General features: G+C 31.3%; 19 protein-coding genes. 10 read left to right on the top strand and 9 right to left on the bottom strand.

Annotation, left to right across the window (positions count from 1 at the left end; all coding sequences use genetic code 11):
- Nucleotides 1-2: 2 nt before the first annotated feature.
- From HNP99_RS11485 to tsaD, 7 genes are all read right to left on the bottom strand, one after another.
- Complete coding sequence (locus HNP99_RS11485; protein WP_173853526.1) at nucleotides 3-1,184, bottom strand: class I SAM-dependent methyltransferase; 1,182 nt, start codon at nucleotides 1,182-1,184, stop codon at nucleotides 3-5.
- A 2-nt stretch (nucleotides 1,185-1,186) separates the two neighbouring features.
- The gene (locus HNP99_RS11480) at nucleotides 1,187-2,278 is read right to left on the bottom strand and encodes an AI-2E family transporter (RefSeq protein WP_173853525.1); all 1,092 of its coding nucleotides are present in this window, start codon (nucleotides 2,276-2,278) and stop codon (nucleotides 1,187-1,189) included.
- An 81-nt stretch (nucleotides 2,279-2,359) separates the two neighbouring features.
- Entirely contained in the window at nucleotides 2,360-3,313 is a 954-nt protein-coding gene (locus HNP99_RS11475; RefSeq protein ID WP_173853524.1) for a zinc metalloprotease, read from the bottom strand.
- 161 nt (nucleotides 3,314-3,474) lie between these two features.
- A complete protein-coding gene (locus tag HNP99_RS11470) occupies nucleotides 3,475-3,978 on the bottom strand; it encodes a TrmH family RNA methyltransferase (protein ID WP_173853523.1) in 504 nt (167 codons plus the stop codon).
- Between the two features lie 4 nt (nucleotides 3,979-3,982).
- Entirely contained in the window at nucleotides 3,983-4,621 is a 639-nt protein-coding gene (locus HNP99_RS11465) for a DUF4159 domain-containing protein (RefSeq protein WP_173853522.1), read from the bottom strand.
- 27 nt (nucleotides 4,622-4,648) lie between these two features.
- Nucleotides 4,649-5,356: a 16S rRNA (uracil(1498)-N(3))-methyltransferase gene (locus HNP99_RS11460; protein WP_173853521.1), complete on the bottom strand. Its 708-nt coding sequence runs from the start codon at nucleotides 5,354-5,356 to the stop codon at nucleotides 4,649-4,651.
- A 6-nt stretch (nucleotides 5,357-5,362) separates the two neighbouring features.
- Nucleotides 5,363-6,385, bottom strand: coding sequence for a tRNA (adenosine(37)-N6)-threonylcarbamoyltransferase complex transferase subunit TsaD (gene tsaD, locus HNP99_RS11455; protein WP_173853520.1), 1,023 nt, complete (start codon nucleotides 6,383-6,385; stop codon nucleotides 5,363-5,365).
- 204 nt (nucleotides 6,386-6,589) lie between these two features.
- On the opposite strand from tsaD, the gene HNP99_RS11450 reads away from it, so the two are divergent.
- The 5 genes from HNP99_RS11450 (at nucleotide 6,590) to HNP99_RS11430 (ending at nucleotide 14,826) form a co-directional block, all read left to right on the top strand.
- Entirely contained in the window at nucleotides 6,590-11,023 is a 4,434-nt protein-coding gene (locus HNP99_RS11450) for a translocation/assembly module TamB domain-containing protein (RefSeq protein ID WP_173853519.1), read from the top strand.
- Nucleotides 11,024-11,385: 362 nt separating this feature from the next.
- Nucleotides 11,386-12,372 (top strand): 6-phosphofructokinase, encoded by a 987-nt coding sequence (gene pfkA / locus HNP99_RS11445; RefSeq protein WP_173853518.1) that lies wholly within the window; start codon nucleotides 11,386-11,388, stop codon nucleotides 12,370-12,372.
- Between the two features lie 80 nt (nucleotides 12,373-12,452).
- Nucleotides 12,453-13,457, top strand: coding sequence for a type I glyceraldehyde-3-phosphate dehydrogenase (gene gap, locus HNP99_RS11440; RefSeq protein ID WP_173853517.1), 1,005 nt, complete (start codon nucleotides 12,453-12,455; stop codon nucleotides 13,455-13,457).
- 134 nt (nucleotides 13,458-13,591) lie between these two features.
- Nucleotides 13,592-14,443, top strand: coding sequence for an N-acetylglucosamine kinase (locus HNP99_RS11435; RefSeq protein ID WP_173853516.1), 852 nt, complete (start codon nucleotides 13,592-13,594; stop codon nucleotides 14,441-14,443).
- An 8-nt stretch (nucleotides 14,444-14,451) separates the two neighbouring features.
- Entirely contained in the window at nucleotides 14,452-14,826 is a 375-nt protein-coding gene (locus HNP99_RS11430) for a methylglyoxal synthase (RefSeq protein ID WP_173853537.1), read from the top strand.
- Here the strand turns inward: HNP99_RS11430 and HNP99_RS11425 are convergent.
- Both HNP99_RS11425 and HNP99_RS11420 read right to left on the bottom strand, forming a co-directional pair.
- Nucleotides 14,807-15,187 (bottom strand): RidA family protein, encoded by a 381-nt coding sequence (locus HNP99_RS11425; protein ID WP_173853515.1) that lies wholly within the window; start codon nucleotides 15,185-15,187, stop codon nucleotides 14,807-14,809. The two genes, HNP99_RS11430 and HNP99_RS11425, sit on opposite strands and share 20 nt — an antisense overlap.
- An 81-nt stretch (nucleotides 15,188-15,268) precedes the next feature.
- Entirely contained in the window at nucleotides 15,269-18,016 is a 2,748-nt protein-coding gene (locus HNP99_RS11420; protein ID WP_173853514.1) for a putative LPS assembly protein LptD, read from the bottom strand.
- A 109-nt stretch (nucleotides 18,017-18,125) separates the two neighbouring features.
- Here HNP99_RS11420 and HNP99_RS11415 point away from each other — a divergent pair, with 109 nt between their 5' ends.
- The 5 genes from HNP99_RS11415 to HNP99_RS11395 all read left to right on the top strand — a co-directional run bounded on the left by HNP99_RS11415 (nucleotide 18,126) and on the right by HNP99_RS11395 (nucleotide 23,609).
- Nucleotides 18,126-19,151, top strand: coding sequence for an N-acetylmuramoyl-L-alanine amidase family protein (locus tag HNP99_RS11415; RefSeq protein WP_254596856.1), 1,026 nt, complete (start codon nucleotides 18,126-18,128; stop codon nucleotides 19,149-19,151).
- 77 nt (nucleotides 19,152-19,228) lie between these two features.
- Complete coding sequence (locus HNP99_RS11410) at nucleotides 19,229-20,389, top strand: N-acetylmuramoyl-L-alanine amidase family protein (protein ID WP_254596855.1); 1,161 nt, start codon at nucleotides 19,229-19,231, stop codon at nucleotides 20,387-20,389.
- 48 nt (nucleotides 20,390-20,437) lie between these two features.
- Complete coding sequence (locus tag HNP99_RS11405; RefSeq protein WP_173853512.1) at nucleotides 20,438-21,394, top strand: MlaD family protein; 957 nt, start codon at nucleotides 20,438-20,440, stop codon at nucleotides 21,392-21,394.
- Between the two features lie 15 nt (nucleotides 21,395-21,409).
- On the top strand, nucleotides 21,410-22,747 hold the full coding sequence (locus HNP99_RS11400; protein ID WP_173853511.1) for a 4Fe-4S dicluster domain-containing protein: 1,338 nt from the start codon (nucleotides 21,410-21,412) through the stop codon (nucleotides 22,745-22,747).
- 70 nt (nucleotides 22,748-22,817) lie between these two features.
- Entirely contained in the window at nucleotides 22,818-23,609 is a 792-nt protein-coding gene (locus HNP99_RS11395; RefSeq protein ID WP_173853510.1) for a (Fe-S)-binding protein, read from the top strand.
- The last annotated feature ends 1 nt before the right edge of the window (nucleotide 23,610 follow it).

Below are 23,610 nucleotides of genomic sequence, written 5' to 3'. Positions count from 1 at the left end.
TTTTATATTTTGTTGCAAATTAATACAATTTTATTATTATCCTCATCTGTAGTGAAAAAAGAATAGTCAACCCCACCTTCTTTAATTTTCCATTTTTTTCTAATATTTTCTACTGTTTCCGGAAAATTTCTAATTGTGATATTTGATTTATTGTTTTTCATAAAGCTGTTCATTTCGACTTTATTATAATTAAACATGTTTTGTATTTTAAAAATGCGACCTGGGAAACTTTCTATCAAGTTTTTAGATGTATACAGATGAGAATGTTTGTGTAGCTTATTTATTTTATAAAATATACCAACTTCATCAAAACCTCCTGATTTCATTATTGCGCTGTTGGGTTCATAAAGATATTCTTGTGGCAAACTATAGTCGGGTAAAGAATTTTGTTCGTTAATTACAAATTTGAACTCATCAATTTTATTTTTAAGAATATTTGCTGTGTGGATGGTAACAGAACCTGAGTAATTTTTATGAAGTTCCCAAAGTAATTCTTTGACTTCATTTTCTAAAGCTACAATATGTATTTTTTTTACATTTTTTAATTCAGATAGACCTGCAGACAAATCTAATAATGGAGCAGTTTTAATTAAGATAGCATCTGAATTTTCAAAATAACTATTTAGATTTTCAGGAACGTTAGGTAAGCAATCTTTGAGCATAAAAACTTTACCTTTGACTTCATTACGCCTTGAGGGATCAATATAGATCCAATCCCATTTAGCCCCTAATGATATAAGTATTTCAGTACTGTCTCCTGTATAGCAAGTAATGTTATTTGCTTCTAATTTTTTGAAATTATGTTGTACAATTGTAGATAAGTCCTCATTAATTTCACAATGTGTTACAGCCCTTATTTTTTTCGAAAAAAAGAAATCATCTACTCCAAAACCACCTGTTAAATCGATTAAACTTTCTCCTGAAACGATGGTACTTTTATATAATGCCGTTTTTTCGGAAGAGGTTTGTTCAATAGATATTTTTGTTGGGTACAAGATTTCTTCGGTTGAAAACCAACTAGGAAGTTTTTCTTTAGCTTTAGCTTTGGCTTCAATTTGTTTTAAAATAGTAATCCATTCCACTGCAGGAAAGGGATTTTTTTGTAACGCTAATTTAGAGATAGAGGTACTTAAGTTTTTACAGATAAATTCTTGTATATCTTTATTTAATAACTTCAAATCCAAAATTATATGTTTTTTGTTAGTAACTGAATGGCCTTGTTTTCAGGAAAAAACTCTTTAGCTACTACTTTTAATATTGTAAAAAGAGGAACTGCAATGATCATTCCAAGAACACCAAATAAGAAACCTGCAATTAATATTACTAAAAAAATTTCTAAAGGGTGTGAGCTAACACTTTTAGAAAATATTATAGGTTGAGATAAGTTATTATCGATGATTTGTACTATCCAGAAACCAATTAATACATAAATAGTGGTAGGTAAAATTTCTGACTGGAAATCAGTTCCTAAATTGGCTAACATCGTTAAAATAGCTGCTAATATTGAAGCTATTAAGGGACCTATATAAGGGATTACATTTAAAACAGCACATAGAAATGCAATAACTATAGCGTTTGGAATTCCAAAAATAAGTAATATAATTAGATATAATATAAATACAATAAACAGCTGAATAACTAGACCAATAAAATAACGAGATAATAATTTATTGATTTTTTCAATAGAGTTTAAAACTTGGTCTTCATGATTATCTGGAATTAATTTTCGGGCAGTAATTAAAAATGATCGTCTATCTTTTAGTAAAAAAAAAGTTATAAAAAGTACAGAGGCTAATCCCATCCCGAAGCTGCTAAGAGTGCCTAATAGGGCATTTAAAAAATTAGGAATAAGATCAAAATTTAGTTTAGAACTAAGGTCCACTTCTTTTAGCATTTGTGAAGAATCAATGTGGTGATTTTCTAAAAAAACGGTGATTTGGTTCACTAATTGTATAGTGCTTTTTTCAATTTCGGCTGTATTTAGTAATGATAAATTAGCTCCTTGATTTAAAATAAGCGGTATAAACATCATTATAAAACCACTGATGGTTACAACAAATATAAATACAGTTGCTATAGTGGCAAATGTGTTATTAAATTTTAAACGTTTCATGAAAAAATCTAATATTGGGTATCCAATCAATGTTAGTATTAATGCTACAATTAAGTATATTAAAACAGCTTGGATCTGGTAGAAAAAATATAAAAGTAAAGTTACTAATACAATGGAAACAAGTGCTCTTAAAATTCCTTTTGATATAATTTTTGGTGTGATCATTAATTTATTTTTTCAGGGTATAAATATAAAAAAATCTCGCTAACAAGTAGCGAGATTTCAACTTATATATTCTAATAAATATTAGCTTCCAAAACCTGATCTAGCCCCGCCAGAAACAAAGATGGCTGCCATTCTACTTTTTTGTCCGTTTGAGAACATAAACATACCTCTGTCATCTGTATAATCCATATAATTCATTGTCATCTCAACAGGAGTTCCTGTGCAAGTACTATAATGTGGATAAGTAGGTACACCATAATTTGCATCGTTATGCGTAGGTGTATCACTAACTAAATCACTACCACAATTAGCATCACCCCAAATGTGGCGTAAGTTCATCCAGTGTCCCACTTCATGAGTAGCAGTTCTACCTAAGTTGTATGGGTAATTTGCTGTTCCAGAAACGCCAAAATATTTGGCATCAATAGCAACACCATCTGTTGATGATGAACCGCCAGGAAATTGTGCGTAACCCAGTATTCCTCCTCCAATGGTGCATACCCACATATTCAATTTTGTTGTAGGTGATGTAGGTGCAATTCCTCCTTGTGACGTTTTTTTCATTTTGTCATTTGTACCCCAAGAAGTTTTGGTTGTTGATTTTCGGTTAATAGCTTCTAAAACGAATGTAATTCCAACATTTGCCTTAATTCCTGAAAATACGGAAGGAACTTGACTGAAATCATCATTTGAAGCATTGTAATCATCATTTAAAACATCAATTTGGGATTGAATTTGGGCGTCTGAAATATTTTCGGACGAAGTTCTATAAAGAACGTTTACTATTACTGGAATTTCAACCTTTCCATTTACTATTCGGCCTGTTAGCATCGCTTTTTTAGTAAAATCTTCAATTTGATTCATCCTTAACGCTAAGGTTGGATCTTCTCTCAATTGAGCTTCTAATACATCTTGTGTTGCACATTTTCGCTGTGTAATAGCAGCTGATTCTTGAGTTTCTAACTCTGAGTTGTTGTCATTTTGACAAGAGAATAGCATTAAAACTGCCATTACTGATAAAGCAACTTTTTTCATAATAATTATAGGTTAAGTTAATAAAATATGATTTGGGGAAATCATTCAATAATTTTATAACTAAATTATTAATAAAAAAAAATAGGTAAAGTAAGCTGTCATGTGAATAAATGAAGGATGCCTTGTGGTATTGGAATTGTTAACAATTTAATAAAATAAAATTAACATTTAGAAGATGTAAATTCGTACAGAAAAATACTTGTTGCTTGAACTACATTCATACTACTGTTAGTTCCAAACATTGGTATATGAACTATTTGATTTGAAATAGACAAAAGAGTTTTAGATACGCCATTAATCTCACTACCAATGATTAAGGCTGTTTTTTTTGTAGTAGGTACGGTTAATTTTTTAAGGGGTTTGCTAGTAGTTGTAATTTCTAAAGCAACGGTTTCGTAGTCATTTTTCCTTAAATAATTAATAAGTTCATTTGGATCTTCGATGGTCAAATGTGGTACATGTAAATGAGTACTTCTAGATGTTTTATTGATTTTTCGGGGTATTAAAGGAACCTCTTTTCCTAAAAATATAATTTTTTCTACACCAAAGGCTTCACTAATTCGAAATAAGGAGCCTATGTTTTGCTGGAAATAGATATTATCGCAAACTATAATTATTGGAAAAATTTTTCTTTCAAACTGATTTTCGTCGTGATTTAACTGCACAGGCTTAATTGTTAAAGATGTAGTTTATTATATTAGCACCCATTTTTAATGCTTTTTCACGTACTTCTATTGGGTCATTGTTTACTTCAGGATCTTCCCAACCATCTCCTAAATCGCATTCATAAGTATATAGAAGTACTAATCTATTTTTGATAAAAATACCAAAAGCTTGTGGGCGTTTACCATCATGTTCGTGAATTTTAGGCAATCCATTTGCAAATACAAACGGTTTTTGAAAAATAGCGTGACTTGATGGAATTTCAACCAGGTCATCATTTGGGAATATTTTTTTTATTTCTTTTCTGATGTATTGGTTTAATCCATAGTTGTCGTCAATGTGTAAAAAGCCTCCAGATTGTAAATATTTTTTCAAGTTGGTAACATCATTTGGACTAAAAATCACATTTCCGTGACCAGTCATGTGTAAAAATGGGTAAGAAAATAAATTTGGACTTGATGGCTCTACCGTAGCGGGTTTAGAATTAAGGGTAGTATGAATAGTTGCATTGCAATATTTTATTAAGTTAGGCAAAGAAGTAGGATTAGCATACCAATCTCCACCACCTGCATATTTTACTAAAGCGATCTCTTGTGAAGAGGAAGTAATAGTAATAAATAAAAATATAAAACACAGTTTTTTCATACGGTAGGTTATTATTTAAAGATTTTTTTAAATTTCATTAGCATAAACAACGCTGTGACAAGCAACGATAGCAGCAGTTTCTGTACGTAAGCGAGTATTTCCAAGTGATACTGCTTTGAAATTATTAGCTATAGCTAAATCTATTTCTTTATTAGAAAAATCACCTTCTGGCCCTATCAATATAGTAATATCCTCATTAGGTTTAAGAACTGATTTTAGCGTTTTTTTATCAGTTTCTTCACAATGAGCAATTAAAAGTTGGCCTTTTTGTTCTTGCTTCAAGAATTCTTTGAGTGTAATAGCATCATTTAATTTAGGAAGATACGTTTCGTTAGCTTGTTTAAAAGCAGTTAAAATAATCTTATCAAAGCGGTCTTTATTGATTATTTTTCTTTCGGATCTATCACAAATGATAGGTGTTATTTCTTGAATTCCTATTTCGGTGGCTTTTTCTAAAAACCATTCAAAACGGTCGTTCATTTTAGTGGGAGCTACAGCTAAGTGCAAATGAAATTTTGGAGCTGGTTTCTTTTCGAAAGAGAGTACCTCTACGGTACATTTATTATCAGAAGCTAAGGTGATTTGGCATTCAAAAAGCTCCCCTAAACCGTTAGAAACATGTAGAATGTCTCCATCTTGTTTACGTAATACTTTTATAATATGCTTGCTTTCTTCTTTGTCAAAAACAAATTCAGTTGTTGTATTGTTGATATTTTGGTTGTAAAATAATTGCATGTTTTTTTAAAATTGTATGCGTGCTTTTGAGACTACTGCGGCAGTTTCAAATTTTTGTGATAAGTACTTTTGATAACCTACAATTCCAATCATTGCAGCATTATCTGTGGTGTATTCAAATTTTGGTACAAATGTTTTCCATCCGTATTTTCCTTCTGCTTCTTGCAAAGTTTTTCGAATTCCTGAATTTGCAGATACACCACCACCAATAGCGATTTGCGTAATTCCTGTTTCTTTAACGGCAAGTTTTAATTTATCCATCAATATTTCAATAATAGTGTATTGAATTGAGGCACAAATATCATTAATGTTTTCTGTAACAAAATCAGGATTTTCTATTTTTTGCTTTTGGATAAAATATAAAATAGCTGTTTTAAGTCCTGAAAAACTAAAATCTAATCCAGGCACTTTTGGTTTAGTAAATTTATATGCTTTAGGATTACCTGATTGTGCATTTTTATCTACTAGAGGTCCTCCAGGGTAGGGAAGTCCTAATATTTTAGCGCTTTTATCAAAAGCTTCTCCTACCGCATCATCAGTAGTCTCGCCTATTATTGTCATAGTAAAAAAGTCTTCTACTTTGACAATTTGTGTGTGACCACCACTTATGGTAAGTGCTAAAAAAGGAAAAGTGGGTTTGTCAAAGCCTTCTTCTTCAATAAAATGTGCTAAAATGTGCGCATGCATGTGGTTGACAGAAATCAACGGAATATTTAATGCTAAAGCCAATGATTTAGCAAATGAGCTTCCTACTAATAACGATCCCATTAATCCTGGACCTTGAGTAAACGCTATAGCTGAGAGCTGATCTTTTGTAATGTTTGCTTTTTTTAATGCAGCATCAATTACAGGTACAATATTTTGTTGGTGCGCACGTGATGCTAACTCAGGAACTACACCTCCATATTGAGTGTGAATTAGCTGATTAGCAACAACATTCGACAGTACTTTGTCATTTTCTAAGACTGCTGCGGCAGTGTCATCACAAGAACTTTCGATGGCAAGAATAAAAACCTTGGAATTTTGCATAAAAAGGCACGAATTTTGGATTATATTTGACGAACCGAATTTTAATTTATTTATTTTTACGGCGCAGCCAAAATTAAAGAATTTTTATCAAAGGCACCGCCATTTCTTGGGCAAAATCAAATTTTAGAAAAAATAAAACAATATACTAGTATCAAAAAATTTATTAAAATAATTTTTCGCCTTTTTCTTGGGATAATTATTCTATTGCTATTAGCAGCGATAGCATTGTCTGTGCCTTATGTACAAACAAAAATAGCACAGTATTTTACTAAAAGTATCAATGATGATTTTGGTACTAAAATCGCTATTGACGGCGTGAGAGTTTCAGTTTTTGGCGGTGTGAAATTTAAGAATGTAATGATTAGAGATGATCATAATGATACATTGATTTTTACAAAGATCTTAAACACGAATATTTTAGAAGGGAAAAAAATACTAGACGGGGATTTAATTTTTGGAGATATACGCTTAGAAGGGTTGGTTTTTAATTTAAAAACGTACAAAAATGAAAAGGATACCAATTTTGATCGTTTCTTAAACGCTTTCGATTCCGGTAAACCTTCAACTAGAAAATTTTTACTAAAAACAAATAGTGCTACAATCACTGATGGTCATTTTTTATTAACTGATGAAAATAGAGCTATTCCTAAAGATGTTGATTTTACAAAATTGAATATCAAATTAAGTGATTTTTTAATTTATGGTCCTGCTGTAAATACTAAAATCAATAAGATGTCTTTTCTTGATCACCGCGGATTGTATGTTAGTGATTTAAGTGCTGACTTTAGTTATACCAAGAAAAATATAAAGTTAGAAACTCTTAAGTTAGTTACTAAAGAATCTACTCTAGAAGGGGATGTGGTTTTAAGTTATAAAATAGCTGATTTTGCTAATTTTAATGATAAGGTAAAATTTGATGTGAAATTAAATTCAGCTCATTTAGCTACAAATGATATTAGGCATTTTTATAATGAACTTGGTAAGAATCAGTTTTTTGATGTAACAGGAAGGATAAAAGGCCCTTTGAATAATTTAGATGTAAATAATTTAAAATTAGTTGATTCTAAAAATACTAAAATTGAAGGTAGAATTAATTTTAAAAACCTTTTTGGAAAAGCGAACCAACCATTTTATATGAATGGTGATTTTAAAAAAGTAAGTAGTAGTTATGATAATCTGGCTACCATACTTCCTAATGTGTTAGGAAAAAGACTTCCTGATGAATTAAAAAAATTAGGTTATTTTACTATTATAGGAAACGCACAAGTGAGTAAGACTTTCTTGAATGCTGATTTTGCACTGGATTCTGATCTAGGTAATGTTCAGTCGGTTTTTAGTATGAAGCAAATTGATTTTATAGATAAGGCATCTTATGTAGGTAATGTTGTTTTGAATGATTTTGATTTAGGAACCTTGCTTAATCGTGAAGATTTAGGCTTAATCAGTATGAATATTGATGTTGATGGAGTGGGTTTTACTGAGAAGTATTTAAATACTGCTTTAAAAGGGGATATCACAAAAATAGATTTTAGAAAATATACTTATACTAATGTAGTTGTCAACGGAAATTTTAAAGCTCCTAATTATAAAGGGCAAATATCTATAAATGATCCTAATTTAAGCATGAATTTTGATGGTTTATTAGATCTTCGAAATAAAGAAAACAAATATGACTTTCATATTAATGTTGAAAATTCGGATTTATTCAAATTAAAACTAGTTCAAGATACTACGGCAATTTTTAGAGGAGATGTTGTTGTTCAAGTAACTGGGAATACTATTGAAAACCTCCAAGGAAACGTTTATATCAAAAAAACATCCTATCAAAATTCTAAAGACACCTATGTTTTTAATGATTTTAATGTCTTCTCAAGTTTTGATAAGGATAGAATACGTACCATTACGGTTAACTCCCCAGATATTGTTGAAGGAGAAATTATAGGAAAATTTCAGTTTAGCCAATTGGGTAATTTGGTCAAAAACTCATTGGGTAGTTTGTACACAAATTTTAAACCAAACAAAGTCAATAAAGGACAGTTCTTGAAATTTAATTTCACTATTTACAATAAAATTATTGAGATATTTTATCCTGAAATGTCAATTGCGACTAATACGGTAGTAAAAGGGAATATTAAGTCAGATATCCAAGAGTTTAAGCTTAATTTTAATTCGCCTCAAATTCTAGTTGCAAAAAACACTTTTGATAATATAAGAGTCGCTATTGATAATAAAAATCCGCTATACAATGCGTATGTTGAACTAGATAGTATAAAGACTGAATATTATAAAATTAGAGACTTTAGTTTGATCAATGTTACTATGAAGGATACTTTGTTTTTCAGGTCAGAATTTAAAGGAGGTTCAAAAGGGGAAGATTATTTCAATCTGAATTTATACCATACTATAAATAAAGATAATAATAACGTGGTAGGAATTAGTAAGTCTGAAATGAAATTTAAGGATTATTTATGGTATTTGAATGAAGAAGATGCACCTAATAACCAAATCGTTTTTGACAAATCATTTAAAAACTTCAATATTGACGATATTATTTTGTCACATGAAGAGCAAGCAATTTCTTTAAAAGGAACGATAAAAGACAATATAAATAAAGACTTAAATCTTAGTTTTAAAGATGTCGATTTATTTAAGATTACTCCAGCAAGCAGTAAGTTTGTTTTTAATGGGAATATTAATGGTGAAATTAATTTTAAACAAAATAATGATGTTTATAAGCCCACTGCCTCGTTAATTATTGACCATTTAAATATTAATAAAACTGATTTAGGAGATTTAAATTTTAATATTGAAGGAGATAAAAATTTTCAAAAGTTTACTATAAATTCGTTTATAAGGAATGAAAATTTAGAATCACTAAGTGCCAACGGTAATTTTGAAATTGTAGGTAAGGAAACACAGCTGGATTTAAAAGTTGCATTGGCTAAATTTAATTTAGGTATTCTTAGCTCTTTAGGAGGTGATGTGCTTTCTAATATTAGGGGTCTTGTGACGGGAAATGCTACTATTGGAGGCAATTTAAAAAAACCAAAAATTAATGGACGATTGTTTGTAGATAATGCAGGTCTTACAATTCCGTATTTAAACATTGACTATCAACTTAGCGATCGATCGATTGTAGACTTAGTCGATGAGAAATTTTTATTTAGAAATAATACTTTAACGGATACTAAGTATGATACAAAAGGGTATTTGAATGGAAGTGTAGAGCATAATAATTTTGGTGATTGGAAACTGGATTTAGGAATCAATACTAATAGGTTAGTCGTATTAGATACAAAAGATAAAGATGACGCTGCTTATTATGGTACTGCATTTATCGATGGTACGGCATCTATAAAAGGTCCTGTCAATAGCTTGTTTATTAAAGTTGCAGCAAAATCAGAAAAAGGGACGGTAGTAAAAATACCTATTAATGACGCAGAGAGCGTTAGTGATAATGCCTTTATACACTTTTTGACTCCAAAAGAAAAACGCAATATTAAGTTGGGTATTGTCGAGAATACAAAAAAATATGGTGGATTAGAATTAGAGTTTGATTTAGATATCACACCAGAAGCCGAGGTAGAAGTTATTTTAGATAGAAATTCTGGTCACGGAATGAAAGGAAAAGGATACGGAACATTATTATTTAAAATAAATACGCTAGGTAAATTTAATATGTGGGGAGATTTCCAGCCTTATGAAGGTTCTTACAATTTTAAATATGGTGGGTTCATAGATAAAAAGTTTGATGTAAAAAAAGGTGGGTCAATTTCTTGGGAAGGTAACCCTATGCGTGCACAACTTAATCTAGAAGCTGTTTATAAAACGAATGCGAATCCAGCAGTTTTATTAGATAACTCCTCTTTTAATAGAAAAGTTCCTGTAGAAGTGGTTATAGGTATACGTGGGGATTTAGCAAGTCCGGAACCCGACTTTAATATTGAGTTCCCTACCGTTAGTAATGTTCTAAAATCAGAGATTCAATATAAATTGAATGATAAAGATGTGAGACAAACACAAGCGTTGTATTTACTTTCTTCGGGGGGATTTTTAAGTCCAGAAGGAGTTAGCCAGTCTGATTTTTCAGGAAGTTTGTTTGAAACCGCTTCAGGATTGTTAGGAGGAATTATACAATCAGACAGTGAGAAGTTCAAAGTAGGGTTAAATTATACTCCTGCAGATAAAAGACTTGGGAAAGAAACAGATGGTCGTGTGATTGCGACAATTACTTCAAAAGTTAATGAAAGAATTACAATTAATGGTAAAATAGGGGTGCCTATAGGAGGTGTAAATGAGTCTGCTGTGGTGGGAGATTTAGAATTGCAATACCGCGTTAATGAAGACGGAACTTTAAATTTACGCCTTTTCAATAGAGAAAATGATATTAATTATATAGGAGAAGGAATTGGTTATACACAAGGAGCAGGTATTTCTTATGAGGTAGATTTTGATACTTTTAAAGAGTTGATGAATAAATTTTCTAAAAAATACAAAATAGGAACAGCTCCTAAATATGAAAATGAATTTCAAGATTCGACTATATCTCCAGAATACATCAATTTTGAGAAACCAAAAGAGCCTAAGAAACCGCAAACTGAAAAAAATAAAGAAGCAGTAATCCCAGAGGAATATTAATAACAACTATTTTTTTTCTTTAAATTATTAGATATAAAAAGCTAAGCTAATTCTATATATGAATTAGTTTGGCTTTTTTTGGGTTAAGCATGATGGATTTGCTTTCGATAAATATAATTTTATGACAGCTTAAATGACTAATTGTTATTTGTGTCGAAAATTAGGTATAATTGCTTATTTATAATTAATTGTTAATGAATAATTCAAAATTTTAATTAATGTTAAAAAATACCGTCTTTTTTTTGGTTTTTCGAAAACTTATTAACGAAAACGTTTGAATTTATAATAGTTCATGAATTAATTAATTACATCATGTTTTAAGTGCTTTATGTTTGTTAAATTTACGCTTAAATACTATTATAATGCCAAAAACAATAAAAAAAGTAGGAGTGTTAACATCAGGAGGAGACTCTCCAGGGATGAATGCTGCCATTCGAGCAGTTGTTCGAACTTGTGCTTACCACAACATTGAGTGTATAGGGATTTATAGAGGTTATCAAGGAATGATTGAAGGAGACTTCAAAGAAATGGGACCTCGAACGGTTAATAATATCGTAAATAAAGGAGGAACAGTACTAAAATCTGCTCGTTCGCTTGAATTTAAAACTCCAGAAGGAAGAAAAAAAGCGCATGCTAATCTTATAAAAGCAGGAATTGATGCTTTAGTAGTTATTGGAGGAGACGGAACTTTTACGGGAGGACTGTTATTCAATACAGAATTTAATTTTCCAGTAATGGGAATTCCAGGAACAATTGATAATGATATTTTTGGGACCAGTCATACTTTAGGATATGATACCGCACTAAATACAGTTGTAGATGTAATTGATAAAATTAGAGATACGGCGAGTTCACATAACCGATTATTTTTTGTAGAAGTTATGGGAAGAGATGCAGGTCACATTGCCTTAAATGCAGGTATTGGTGCTGGAGCAGAGGAGATTCTTATTCCAGAAGAAAATTTAGGTTTAGAGCGTTTATTAGAATCTTTACAAAAAAGTAAAGCTTCGGGTAAATCATCAAGTATCGTAGTAATTGCTGAAGGAGACAAAATTGGTAAAAACGTATTTGAATTAAAAGATTACGTTGAAGCTAATTTACCTGAATATGATGTTAGAGTATCTGTACTTGGACACATGCAACGTGGTGGTTCTCCATCATGTTTTGATAGAGTATTAGCGAGTAGACTAGGTGTAAAAGCGGTTGAGTCGTTAATTGATGGAAAATCAAACTACATGGTTGGGCTGCAAAATGACAAAGTAAATCTTACACCACTTGAACAAGCAATCAAAGGTAAATCAGAGATTGATAGAGAGTTATTACGTGTGTCAGAGATCATGTCAACCTAAAAGATATTGAAGTTTAGAATGGAAATACTAGACTTTTAAAAAAGTTAAACAAGAACTAGAAATAACAAAAATTAAAAAAAATGTCAAAAGTAAAATTAGGAATAAACGGTTTTGGAAGAATTGGAAGAATTGTATTTAGAGAATCTTTCAATAGAGACAATATTGAGGTAGTTGCAATTAATGACTTATTAGATGTAGACCACTTAGCTTACTTATTGAAATACGATTCAGTTCACGGTAGATTTAATGGTACTGTAGAAGTAAAAGAGGGACAACTTTTTGTAAACGGAAAAAACATTCGAGTTACTGCAGAAAGAGAGCCAGCTAAATTAAAATGGGATGCAGTAGGAGTAGATGTTGTTGCTGAATGTACTGGTTTCTTTACTACTAAAGATACTGCAAACGCACACGTTGCTGGTGGAGCAAAAAAAGTAATTATTTCTGCACCTTCTTCTGATGCGCCAATGTTTGTAATGGGAGTGAACCATGAAGAAGCAAAAGCTTCTGATTTAGTAGTTTCTAACGCATCTTGTACTACTAACTGTTTAGCGCCTTTAGCTAAAGTTATCAATGATAATTTTGGTATTGTTGAAGCGTTAATGACTACAGTTCATGCTACAACTTCAACTCAAATGACTACTGATGGACCGTCTAAAAAAGACTGGAGAGGTGGACGTGCTGCTTCATGTAACATCATACCATCATCTACAGGTGCTGCAAAAGCAGTTGGAAAAGTAATTCCAGAATTAAATGGAAAACTTACTGGTATGGCTTTCCGTGTTCCTACAACAGATGTTTCTGCAGTGGATTTAACTGTTAAAGTTGCTAAAGAAACTTCTTATGAAGAAATAATGGCAGTTTTGAAAAAAGCTTCTGAAACTACAATGAAAGGTATCTTAGGATTTACTGAAGACCTTGTTGTTTCTCAAGATTTTGTTGGTGATTCAAGAACATCAATCATTGATGCTAATGCTGGAATTGGATTAAATTCTACTTTCTTCAAAATCATTTCTTGGTATGATAACGAATATGGTTATTCAAGTAAATTAATTGACTTAGCGGTACATATTTCTTCATTGAAATAATTACATATATTTTAAAAATCCCGCCAAATTATTTTTTGGCGGGATTTTCTTTTTTATTTTTAAATTGTACAAAATAATAGCTTACTTTTAAAAGTGAATTGGTACAATGATAACCAAAACTTAAACCGATAGAAATGAAATTAATAGTTGATAGTGGTTCTACTAAAGCGGATTGGATTGCAATAGATGATCAAGGAAAAATATTGTTTACAACTCAAACTTTAGGATTAAATCCTGAAATTCTAAATAGCGATCAAATTGTTGAACGTTTAAATGATCGTTTTGATATTTTACAGAATAAAAAAAACGCAACTCATTTATTTTTCTATGGTGCAGGTTGTGGTACTGAAAAAATGAAAGTAACGCTTCGCAAAGCTTTTCAAGAATATTTTACAAATGCAATAATCTCTGTTGAAGAGGATACTTATGCTGCAGTTTATGCAACGACTCCAAAAGGAGAAGAAGCGATTGTCTCTATTTTAGGAACAGGGTCAAACTGTAGTTATTTTGACGGTAAGGAATTGCATCAAAAAGTACAATCATTAGGCTATATTGTTATGGATGATTGTAGCGGAAACGTTCTTGGAAAAGAATTAATTCGAAAATATTACTTTAATAAAATGCCTAAAGAGCTTGCTGTTGAATTTGAAAAAGAATACAATGTTGAGCCTGATTTTATCAAAAGCAAATTATATAAAGAAGCTAATCCTAATGCTTATTTAGCAACTTTTGCTAAATTTTTAATTCAGCATAAAGACCATGAATTCTGTAAAAAAATTATTTTTAAAGGGATGAAGTCTTTTGTTAAAAATTACATCAAGCAGTTTGATAATTGTAAAGAGGTTCCTGTACATTTTGTAGGGTCAATCGCTTTTTATTTAAAAGACGAATTACAACAAACATTTGATAAATATGAATTACAATTAGGAAACGTTTTAAGAAGACCAATTGATGGTTTGATTGCTTATCACGTTGCAAATAAATAATGAAAGCTATGGAAATTGCTATTATAGCACACGACGGTAAAAAAGCAGATATGGTTCAGTTTTTAAACAAAAACACGGCGATATTACAACATGAAAAAATTAAATTAATAGCTACGGGTACCACTGGAAGTAAGGCAGAAAATGCTGGATTTAAAGTAAAGAAAATGCTTTCAGGACCTCTAGGAGGTGATGCTCAAATTGCAGCTAGAGTTGCTGAGGGTAAGACTAAAATGGTATTGTTTTTTAAAGACCCTTTAGCAAGTCATGCTCATGAAGTAGACATAAACATGTTGCTTCGTGTATGTGATGTTCACAATGTGCCTATCGCCACAAACGAAGCAACTGCTCAGTTATTATTGAAAGCTATAGGATTGCAATCATAGAAATTTCAACATTTACATTCTTTGGTAAACAAGCCACTTGAACCGTTTCACGTGCTGGAGCGGTTTTTTCGTTAAAATAAGTCGCATAAACGGTATTTATTTTAGCAAAATCATTCATATCCATAATGAATATTGTTGTTTTTACAACATCTTCAAATGTCATTCCTGCAGCGTCTAATACTGCTTTCATGTTTTGCATTACTTGTTCTGTTTCTACTTCAATAGAGCTTGTTTCTAATGCTCCTGTTACAGGATTTATAGCAATTTGTCCTGAAGTATACAGCGTGTTTCCTTTTAAAACTGCTTGGTTGTAAGGTCCTATTGGAGCAGGTGCTTTGTCTGTAAAGATTATTTTTTTCATAATGTATTTTTTATTTAGCTTGTAATAACTTTTATTTCGAATTATACTAAGCAGTTAAAATTAATGAATCTAAAATTTCTATTAACGCGTAGAACTACTTCTTTTATCCCATTTAATATCACTTAAAACACCAGATTTGATTCCGATGAAGAACCCCCAGTTAGCGTTAGTTCCAAAAGGTGTCCAGTTAAAATCCATTCTCCAGCTTAATAAATCTCTTTCAAAACGTAATTGTGTGTAGGTAACTCCTTTTTGAACAAAATCATAACCAGTAGAGATTCCTGCTTTCCATTTAGGAGTTAAGTCGGCATTTGCAGATATCATAATAGAGTTTCCAGTGATTTCTCTTTGTCGGTTACTATTACTATAGGTTAAGGAGTAGGCAAACGTCATGTCCCAAGGTAATTTAGATCTAAAAAACTCTGATATTTTGTCTTCACCATTATCATCATCGTCAAATTGACTAACAGAACTGTTATTTTGAACAGTGTTTCTTCCAAATAAATCATCTTCTCGACCACCATTTCTTTCTGTTTGGTCGTTGTTTTTGTCTTTGTTTTTATCTTTTTCTTTGCTAGAAATAGAATAGTTTAAAGTCATGTTTGCACTTGTCATTCTAAACAAACTACCTCCATTATTGATATTGAATGTGTTGATGCGATTACCTGAATTATCAATTGCGTAAGGGTCTAATGTCGTTCCAAAATTCACGTTCATTTTGTCTTTAAAAAGTTGTGTACCACCGCTGATTCGTACAGGTGCCCATGCTAAAGTTGTTTCACCGTCAGCATCAGCGTTGTAACTTGTAGAGAAGTTTAAGTTATTTAATAGCATCACTTTCTTGGGGTCAACTTTTGTACTGTCGCTATCAGTTACTTTGGCTTCAAATGTATTGCTTAAATCAAATCCTACAATATTAGAATTTGTTAATCCAGGCGAACCATAGATTCCGTTTTCAAAACGCGTATACTGTTTGTTGATTGTTCCACTAGCATCAGATGCGTAAGTGTCGTAGTATTTTTCGAAACTTGGCGTATAGCTATAAGAAACTGATGGGCGCATGACGTGCCTAATAGATTTTATTCTCTTGTTATCACCAAAATTAAACGTACCATATACCGTTGTTCCAAGACTTGAAGAAAAGTTGTAAGTACGGAATGCATCAAATCCATTTACGTCTTTATCTACTACCGCGCTTTGATCAACATCATAACTTCGGCTAATAGTTTTAGCATACCAAACCTCTTCGTAATTTACGCTAGTGGTAGCACTAAAATATTTAAAAAGTTTAAAGTTAGTACTCAACGGAATACTGTGTTGCATCCCTATTTTAGCATCTCTAAACATTTGAGGTTTAAAGAATAGCGAATCTGTAGTAGTGATACTGTTTTTTCCGTTTAAGTTATATTGTAAGTTGATGTTTTTGAAAAAACCTTTTTTAACACCATCTTTACCAACAAAAGGATAGATACGGTCTACACTTAATTGTAGGGTTGGTAAAGTCATATTAATAACTTCTGTTTGTGTGTTTTGTGAGTGAGTTGCTGATAGGGACATCCTAACTTGTGGTACTGTTGTAAAAGTTTTTGAATAAGAAACAGACGAACTCAAAGTATTGTTTAGGTTGGACCCTACGTTAGCTTGATTTATAGATTGCTGGAAATATTTACTACTTCCAAGATTCACAGAGGCTGAGAAACTAGAATTTGGATTAGCTTTTGAATCTCTAGAGTGTGACCATTGTAAATTATAGATTTTTTGTTTTGCATAATCAGGATATCCTCTTTCGCTGGTAATTAGATTTTCATACCTGAAATTCACATTTCCTCTGTAGCGATATATTTTTGCATAAGACGACTCAAGGCGTAGTCCATAACTTCCGTTAGTATAGTAATCTCCTAGGGCAGTAAGATCATAATTATCGCTTAAAGCAAAATAATAACCTCCATTTTGCAATGAAAATCCTCTTGTATTTGAATCATTATAACTAGGCAGAATAATTCCTGAGACACTAGTTTCTTTGCTCATAGGGAAATAAGCAAATGGAAGTGCGATAGGTGTAGGTACATCAGCAATTACCATATTGGTTAAACCAGTAATAACTTTTTTTCCAGGAATAAATTTCACTTTATTGGTTTGAAAATAGTACTCTGGATTTTCGATATTTTTTGAAGTAGTAAAGCGCGCTCCTTTTAAAAAGTAAACCGAATCATTTTCTTTTTTAGTTATAGCAGCTTTTATTCTAAAATCTCCTTGATCTGATCTAGAATTCCATATTAAGGCCTTTTTAGATTTAAAGTTAAATCTAATAGAATCTGGCTGTACTTCATTTGCTCCTTGTTTAAAGCTTGGGTATTGTGTGTATTTACCTGTAGAATCTTTTAAACGTCCTGCATAAACCTCATTTTTATCATAATCTAAAACAATGATACCTGATTTTAATTCGACATCTTGATAATAAAGTTCCGCTTTATCGTATAAGGTGATTGTTTTTTTCTTTTGATCAATACGGGCATATTTATCTGCCTTGTATTTTACTTTACCATCTAAGAAAGCTTTTGTTGCTTTAATGGTATCTTTTTTTACAATAGTATCTGTTACTTTCTTTGGTTCAAGAATAGTTTTTGAATCATTTATCGGTACTATTAATGGTTTTTCTACTGGTGTTTTAGCAGGAATAACGGTTGATTTTTTCTGAATTTCTTGAGCGTATAGATTATTGCATCCTAAAGTTAGGAAAAATGATACTAAAACGATATTAAATAAGTTTGTCTGCAAAGGTATAAATGCTATTTTTGTAAAATTATGGCCTGTTTTTTGAAGTGTCAAACTTACAGATTATTTTTTGTCAAAAATAATCAAATAAAAAAATTAAGTACTAACGTTCCAATAAAATTAACTTTAACATATGAAAATCAATTATTATAGTTTTTTTTTGATGACATTCATTGTATTATTCAATATAAATGCGGTGTTCTCTCAAAATGATCAAAATTTCACAATAATACTTGATGCCGGACATGGAGGGAAGGACCCCGGAAACTCATATCACGGCTATACTGAAAAAGATATTGCTCTAAAAACGACGTTGAAGGTAGGTGCTTTTCTAGAAAAGTTGCCTGATTTTAAAGTTATTTACACGCGAACTAGTGATGTTTTTATAGAATTAGCGAATCGACCAAAAATTGCCAATAAAGCAAATGCCAATCTTTTTGTTTCAATCCATTGTAATTCGGTTAAAAATTTCCAGCCTTACGGCACTGAAACTTTTGTTATGGGATTGTCTCGAACAGATTTGAATCTTGAAGTAGCTAAAAGCGAAAACTCGGTTATTTTTTTAGAAGATAATTTTAAAGAGAAATACCAAGGTTTTGATCCTAATAAACCCGAATCTTTAATTGGCTTGACCATAATGCAAGAAGAGAATTTAAATAACAGTATAATTCTTGCTACAGAGATACAAGATAATTTCACAAATAATTTAAATAGGAATTCTAGAGGTATAAAACAGCAACCATTGTGGGTTCTTGATGCTGTTTATATGCCAAGTGTTTTAATAGAACTTGGTTTTTTATCCAATAAAGAAGAAGGAGAGTATTTAAACTCTGAGTCAGGACAAGACCAGATGGCTTTGCAAATAGCAAATGCAATTGTAGCTTACAAGAAAAAATATTATGGTTCTGCTTACGCAAACAGTACTCCGGTGCAAAATAATACTAAAACAGTAAGTGTGACTACAACAGCTAATACAACTACTTATAAGGTACAACTTTTAGCAAGCTCTAAGAATATTCCAATGAATACAAGTAACTTTAAAGGCTTAAGTAAGATAACAAATACTTATGAGAATGAAATATACCGCTACATGTATGGAGAAACAGGAAGTCTTGATGAAGCTAAATTACTGCAGGCAGAAGCAAAGGTGGTTGGTTTTTCTGACGCTTTTATTGTTACCTCAAATTAAAATAAAACTCTTACTCAATAGTTTTGAAGTTATTGAGAAGAATAATTAAATTTGTACAAAATAAATAAAAATAGATTTTGAAATTGATACATACTAATAGTAATACTTTAAAAGGATTATTATTCCTCATTTTTTTTATAAGCAACCTTTCTTTTGGTCAAATTAATAACTTTAAGGTTACTCTTGATGCAGGACATGGTGCGCATGATTTTGGAGCTACCTATAATGGTCATGTCGAAAAAAATATTGCATTAGCAATAGTGTTAAAAGTGGGTAAACTATTAGAAGCAAATTCTAAAGTAGATGTTACGTATACCAGGAAAACGGATGTCTTTATAGATTTGGTTGAAAGAGCTAATATCGCTAATAGAGCTAATGCAAACATATTTGTATCCATACATTGTAATGCTAGTAGAAATACTTCTGCCGATGGTACAGAAACTTATGTAATGGGTATGAATAAAATTGCTTCAAATTTAGAAGCAGCAAAAAAAGAGAACTCGGTTATAACATTAGAAAAAGATTATAAAAGAAAATACGAAGGCTTTGATCCTAATTCGCCAGAAACTATGATTGGTATGACGTTAATGCAAGAAGAATACTTAGGAAATAGTATTTCATTAGCGAGTAAAGTTGAAAATGAATTTGAAAAATTAGGAAAAAAAATACGTGGTGGTGGAGTTAAACAAGCCCCTTTTATGGTTTTACATAAAGCATACATGACGCGTATTTTAATTGAAACAGGATTTATTTCTAATAATACTGAGGGAAATACTTTAGATTCAGAAGAAGGACAAAATGAAATTGCAAAAGCAATCACTGATGCAATTATAAGTTATAAAAATGAATATTATGGTAACGGAACCGTAGAAACATACGAGGCCAGACCAGAAACTAAAGTGATTGAAAAAGCGCCAGAAACAACTCCTGTAAAAAGTAGTGCTCCAGCTGAGACTAAAAGCACAACAACTAAAACGAGCGATACAAATGTAATTTTTAAAGTCCAACTATCAGCAAGTAGTAAAAAAGTTGCATTAGAATCTAAAAATTTTAAAGGCTTAAATACTATTTCTATGGAGAAATCTGGAAATGTTTACAAGTATATGTACGGCGAAACTTCTGATTATAACCAATCTAAGGTGTTGTTAAGTCAAGCAAAAGCAAAAGGCTATTCTTCAGCTTTTTTAATCGCTTTTAAAAACGGAAAAAAAATCAGCATTCAAGAAGCAATTAAATAATAACAAGTTGAATATTTTATATTAAATTTGTTGAAAATACTTTAAATTTTGAAACTAACAAGAGAAATCAAGACGGCAATACTAGTAATTTCGTCAATACTATTATTTATTTGGGGATATAGTTTTTTAAAAGGTCGTGACCTTTTTTCAAGCTATAAAAAATTATATGTTCAATATGAATCTGTTGAAGGATTAGGGCCATCTGCACCAGTTACTTTAAACGGTTTAATAATTGGTAAGGTAAATGCTATTAGTATTGATCAAAATACAGGAAAGATAATTGTTGAAATGCAAATTAAGTCTGATTTTCCTATTTCGCAATCTAGTACAGCAACTATATATGAGCCTGGTCTTATAAATGGTAAGCAAATTGCGATTAACCCAAATTTAACCGATAAAAATCCTGCTAAAGATGGTAGCTATTTATTAGGTGATGTTAAACAAGGACTGACTGATTCTTTAGGTGAAAAACTTGCCCCTATTCAAGTAAAGTTAGAAAAAGTTATGGCTAATGCCGATCAATTGATTACTGGTGTAAATAACATTTTAGATAAAAAAGCACAAGAAGATTTAAGAAAAACTTTAGCTGATTTAAGTCTGACTATGTCACAATTTCATAGAGCTTCTATGAGTTTGAATGGTATATTAGATGATAATAAATCACAAATTAAAGGTGTTGTATCTAATTTTGATAAAATTAGTAAAGACTTTTCTAGTATATCAGACTCTCTTAATAAAGCTGATTTGGGTAAAACAGTTCAAAACTTGAATAACACTTTAGCGAAAGTTGATGGAATTATGAAAAATTTAGAATCAGGTCAAGGTACAATGGGAAAATTACTTAAAGACGATGGTCTCTATAATAATTTATCAAAATCTACTAAAGAATTAGAACTCCTATTACAAGATGTACGCCTTTATCCTACACGTTATATTAACGTTTCTCTTTTTGGAAAAAAGAACAAACCGTATAAAGGAGCAACTGTTAACGATTCAATTAAATAAAACAAACCCCCATTTATGAGCTATTTAGATAATATATTATTTGCCATTTTATTGGTTATTGGATTTGGATATTTTTTTAACAATATTAGAAAAATATACAGAAACGTAAACCTTGGAATCGACATTGATCGAAAAGATAACCCTAGCGAACGTTGGAAAAACATGGCTATGATTGCTCTAGGGCAGTCAAAAATGGTTAAGCGTCCTATTGCAGGGATATTACACATTGTTGTTTATTTAGGTTTTGTAATTATTAATATCGAATTACTAGAAATCATCATTGATGGTTTATTTGGTACACATAGAATATTTGCCTTTTTAGGTACAACATATAATGTTTTGATTGCTATATTTGAAATATTCGCTTTTTTAGTATTAGTAGCAGTTACCGTTTTCTGGATTAGAAGAAACGTAATTAAGTTAAAACGTTTTATGAATCCTGAAATGAAAGGGTATCCTAAAAATGATGCTAATTATATTTTATATTTTGAGGTTGTTTTGATGTCTTTATTTTTATTAATGAACGCATCTGATTTGCATTTACAAAATGTTCCAGGTGGTTTTTCTCATTTTATACAAGCAGGATCGTTTCCTATAAGTCAATTTCTTGAGCCTATATTCAACGGAATGTCAAATGAAACGGTTATGCTTTTAACAGAAACTTTCTGGTGGTTGCATATTATTGGGATTTTTGTTTTCATGAATTATTTGTATTTTTCTAAACACTTACATATTTTATTAGCTTTCCCTAATACTTATTTTGCTGATTTGAATCCTTTAGGACAATTTGATAACCTTGAAGCAGTTACTAAAGAGGTGAAAATGATGATGGATCCTAATGCTGATCCTTTTGCAGCAGCGCCAGCACCAGCTGAAGGAGAAGTTCCTGCAAAGTTTGGAGCTAGTGATGTTCAAGATTTAAATTGGGTACAATTATTAAACGCTTACACTTGTACAGAATGTGGTCGTTGTACATCGTCATGTCCTGCTAATCAAACCGGAAAAAAACTTTCTCCGCGTAAGATTATGATGGACACTCGTGATAGATTAGAAGAAGTAGGTAAAAATATTGATGCTAATAAAGGAATTTTTATTCCAGATAATAAGACTTTACTAAACGATTATATAACTCCTGAAGAGCTGTGGGCATGTACATCATGTAATGCTTGTGTAGAGGAATGTCCTGTAAATATTAGTCCGTTGTCTATTATCATGGACATGCGTCGTTACCTTGTAATGGAGCAAAGTGCTGCGCCAATGCCATTAAATGCTATGATGACCAATATCGAAAATAATGGAGCACCATGGCAATACAACCAACAAGACCGTTTGAACTGGAAAGACGAAAATTAATTTCAGAGTTCAATTTTTTATCAAATTTTACAATAACTGGTTAGTTGAATAACCAAAAAATAATTATCAAATGTCAGAAAATTTAATAGTACCAACAATGGCAGAAATGCTAGCTCAAGGAAAACAACCAGAGGTTTTATTTTGGGTAGGTTGTGCAGGAAGTTTTGATGATAGAGCAAAAAAAATCACTAAAGCTTTTGTTCGAATTTTAAACCGTGCTAACGTTCCTTTTGCAGTATTAGGTACTGAAGAAAGTTGTACTGGTGATCCAGCAAAAAGAGCGGGTAATGAGTTTTTGTTCCAAATGCAAGCCATGATGAACATTGAAGTTTTGAACGCTTACGAGGCTAAAAAAATAGTTACTGCTTGTCCACATTGTTTCAATACATTAAAAAATGAATATCCTGAATTAGGTGGACAATACGAAGTAGTACACCATACAGAATTCCTGAAATCACTTTTAGATGATGGTCGATTAACCATTGAAGGTGGTCAATTTAAAGGAAAGAGAATTACTTTTCATGATCCATGTTATTTAGGTCGTGCTAATAAAATATACGAAGCTCCAAGAGAATTAATTGAGAAATTAGATGTAGAATTAGTTGAAATGAAACGTTCTAAAGCTAACGGACTTTGTTGTGGAGCTGGTGGTGCTCAAATGTTTAAAGATGCTGAACCAGGAGATAAGGAAGTAAATGTTTTAAGAACTGAAGATGCTCTTGAAGTTAAACCAGATATTATTGCAGCAGGTTGTCCTTTTTGTAATACAATGATGACTGATGGTGTGAAAAATAAAGAAAAAGAGGGAGATGTAAAAGTAATGGATATTGCTGAACTTATTGCTAATGCTCAAGATTTGTAAC

This window comes from Flavobacterium gelidicaeli (assembly GCF_013294005.1).
Taxonomy (GTDB): Bacteria; Bacteroidota; Bacteroidia; order Flavobacteriales; family Flavobacteriaceae; genus Flavobacterium.
Note: the sequence above shows the minus strand (reverse complement) of the source record. Positions and strands in the feature narration are given on the sequence as shown.

What these genes read in the sequence shown, in the direction of transcription:
- HNP99_RS11480 (WP_173853525.1), bottom strand. Translation starts at nt 2,278, where the DNA reads ATGATCACACCAAAAATTATATCAAAAGGAATTTTAAGAGCACTTGTT.
- HNP99_RS11475 (WP_173853524.1), bottom strand. Translation starts at nt 3,313, where the DNA reads ATGAAAAAAGTTGCTTTATCAGTAATGGCAGTTTTAATGCTATTCTCT.
- HNP99_RS11465 (WP_173853522.1), bottom strand. Translation starts at nt 4,621, where the DNA reads ATGAAAAAACTGTGTTTTATATTTTTATTTATTACTATTACTTCCTCT.
- HNP99_RS11460 (WP_173853521.1), bottom strand. Translation starts at nt 5,356, where the DNA reads ATGCAATTATTTTACAACCAAAATATCAACAATACAACAACTGAATTT.
- tsaD (WP_173853520.1), bottom strand. Translation starts at nt 6,385, where the DNA reads ATGCAAAATTCCAAGGTTTTTATTCTTGCCATCGAAAGTTCTTGTGAT.
- pfkA (WP_173853518.1), top strand. Translation starts at nt 11,386, where the DNA reads ATGCCAAAAACAATAAAAAAAGTAGGAGTGTTAACATCAGGAGGAGAC.
- gap (WP_173853517.1), top strand. Translation starts at nt 12,453, where the DNA reads ATGTCAAAAGTAAAATTAGGAATAAACGGTTTTGGAAGAATTGGAAGA.
- HNP99_RS11435 (WP_173853516.1), top strand. Translation starts at nt 13,592, where the DNA reads ATGAAATTAATAGTTGATAGTGGTTCTACTAAAGCGGATTGGATTGCA.
- HNP99_RS11430 (WP_173853537.1), top strand. Translation starts at nt 14,452, where the DNA reads ATGGAAATTGCTATTATAGCACACGACGGTAAAAAAGCAGATATGGTT.
- HNP99_RS11425 (WP_173853515.1), bottom strand. Translation starts at nt 15,187, where the DNA reads ATGAAAAAAATAATCTTTACAGACAAAGCACCTGCTCCAATAGGACCT.
- HNP99_RS11415 (WP_254596856.1), top strand. Translation starts at nt 18,126, where the DNA reads ATGACATTCATTGTATTATTCAATATAAATGCGGTGTTCTCTCAAAAT.
- HNP99_RS11400 (WP_173853511.1), top strand. Translation starts at nt 21,410, where the DNA reads ATGAGCTATTTAGATAATATATTATTTGCCATTTTATTGGTTATTGGA.
- HNP99_RS11395 (WP_173853510.1), top strand. Translation starts at nt 22,818, where the DNA reads ATGTCAGAAAATTTAATAGTACCAACAATGGCAGAAATGCTAGCTCAA.